Source organism: Nitratidesulfovibrio liaohensis, assembly GCF_011682075.1.
GTDB lineage: Bacteria > Desulfobacterota > Desulfovibrionia > Desulfovibrionales > Desulfovibrionaceae > Cupidesulfovibrio > Cupidesulfovibrio liaohensis.
Window position 1 is genome coordinate 1 of sequence record NZ_VSMK01000467.1, and the last position, 1,975, is coordinate 1,975.

The window sequence follows — 1,975 nt, forward strand, 5'->3', positions numbered from 1 at the left end:
GGATGACGCGGCGGCCCCGCCCGGGGCCTGCGGCGGCGCTCAGGCCACGGTGGCGCAGGAATCGCCCGCAAAGGGCGGCGTGCGGCGGTGCATGGAACCCTCGTGGTGGAGGTTGCGATGAAGGCGCGGGCCGTCCGCATGGTGTGTGCGGTGCGCGGCCTGCCTGACGCCGTCATAGGGGGCGGTGTGGTGTGGCGTCAATCAGGGCGGCGAGAGCTACAGGGTGGTTGGATGATATGCGGTCTGTCACAAAACGGGGCGCGGAGCCTTGTTTCCGCGTATCCCTCTCGAGAATTTTTATTTGTGTTGCCTGTGCATTAGGAGAACACAATATGCCGGGTTCCAAGGGGCGGTAGCCACTTGGCCGCCGGAGGCATCCAAAAACAGACGCTGCCAACAAGCTGAACCGGGCGCGGGTTTCCCCACGCCCGGTGACACAGTGCCTCCGGCAGCCCTGCACGGATCAATGCACCCGGTCCCCGGTTATTCCCCGGCGGCCTCGGCCAACTGACGGCCCAGGGCGCGGCAGCGTTCCAGCCCTTCGTCGTCGGGGTTCCAGGCCTCGCGGGCGGGGTCGCCCACCTGCGAGAAGCCGCACTTGGCCAGCCGTTCGGCCAGCACCTTGGGCGATTCGCCGCTCCAGCCGTACGAGCCGAAGGCGGCGGCCTTCTTGCCCCGGAACTTCAGCCCTTCCACTTCCTCCAGCAGGCCCGCCACGGATGTCAGCACGCCCCGGTTCACCGTGGGCGAACCCACGGCCAGCACCTTGGACCGGAATATCTGGGTGATGATGTCGTTCTTGTCCACCAGCCCGGAGTTGAACAGCTTCACCGTCAGCGTGGGGTCGGCCTGCACGGCCCCGGCGGCGATGGCCTCGGCCATGCGGCGGGTGGAATTCCACATGGTGTCGTACACCACGGTCAACTGGTGCTCGGCGTAGTTGGCCGCCCATTGCTGGTAGCGCTGCACGATCTGCAACGGGTCCTTGCGCCAGATCACCCCGTGGCTGGGGCAGATCATGTCCACGGCAAGGCCCAGGGCCAGCACCTCGTCGATCTTCTTGGTCACCAGCGGGCTGAACGGGGTAAGGATGTTGGCGTAGTACTTGATGGCTTCCGCCCACAGTTCGCACTCGTCGACCAGATCCGCGAACATCAGTTCCGAGGCGTAGTGCTGGCCGAAGGCGTCGTTGCTGAACAGCACGTTTTCGCCGGTCAGGTAGCACATCATGGAATCGGGCCAGTGGAGCATGGGCATTTCCACGAACACCAGCTCGCAGCTGCCCAGCGAAAGCCTGTCGCCGGTGCGCATCACCCGGAAGTCCCAGTCCGCGTGGTACTGGCCCTTCAGCGATTTGACCCCGTTGGCAGAGCAGTACACCGGCGTCTTGGGGATGTGGCGCATCAGCTCCGGCAGGGCGCCGCTGTGGTCCGGCTCGCCGTGGTTGGCCACCACGTAGTCGATGGACGAAAGATCCACCACCCGCGCCAGGTTGTCCACGAATTCGCGGGCGTACGGTCCCCACACCGTCTCGATGAGCGCGGTGCGGCCACCGGGGTCGCGCACCAGATAGGCGTTGTAGCTGGAGCCCTTGTGGGTGGAATATTCCTGCCCGTGAAAGGTACGCAGTTCCCAGTCTATCTTGCCCACCCAGTGGACGCGGTTGGTGAGTTGCATGGCCTGCCCTCCGTGCGGCGCGCGTGGGCACCCCTGGGTCCGCGCCGCGTGGCCCCAAGGGTGAAGAAGGAGGAGTGTCTACTTTGACAGGCTGGCAGGTTGCGCGGCAGGTGTCAACAGGCTGTGATGCGCCGGGCCGGAATGCGCGACCGGGTGGAATGTGCGCCGGGCCGGGATTCCCCGGCGGGCGCGGAATGGGGGGAAGTGTGGGATTCCCCTGCGGCACGGAACGAGGGAAAGGTGCGGGGTCCGGCCCTTCGGGCGCCGGGCGCGGCGCGGCGGGCTTGGCGTTGCGCCG

At 66.6% G+C, this 1,975-nt stretch carries 1 protein-coding gene; it reads right to left on the bottom strand.

The genetic code is table 11. The features are described 5' to 3' along the window. Positions 1–483: 483 nt before the first annotated feature. Positions 484–1,677 (bottom strand): anaerobic nitric oxide reductase flavorubredoxin, encoded by a 1,194-nt coding sequence (locus tag FVW27_RS14345; RefSeq protein ID WP_167126343.1) that lies wholly within the window; start codon positions 1,675–1,677, stop codon positions 484–486. Between the last annotated feature and the right edge of the window lie 298 nt (positions 1,678–1,975).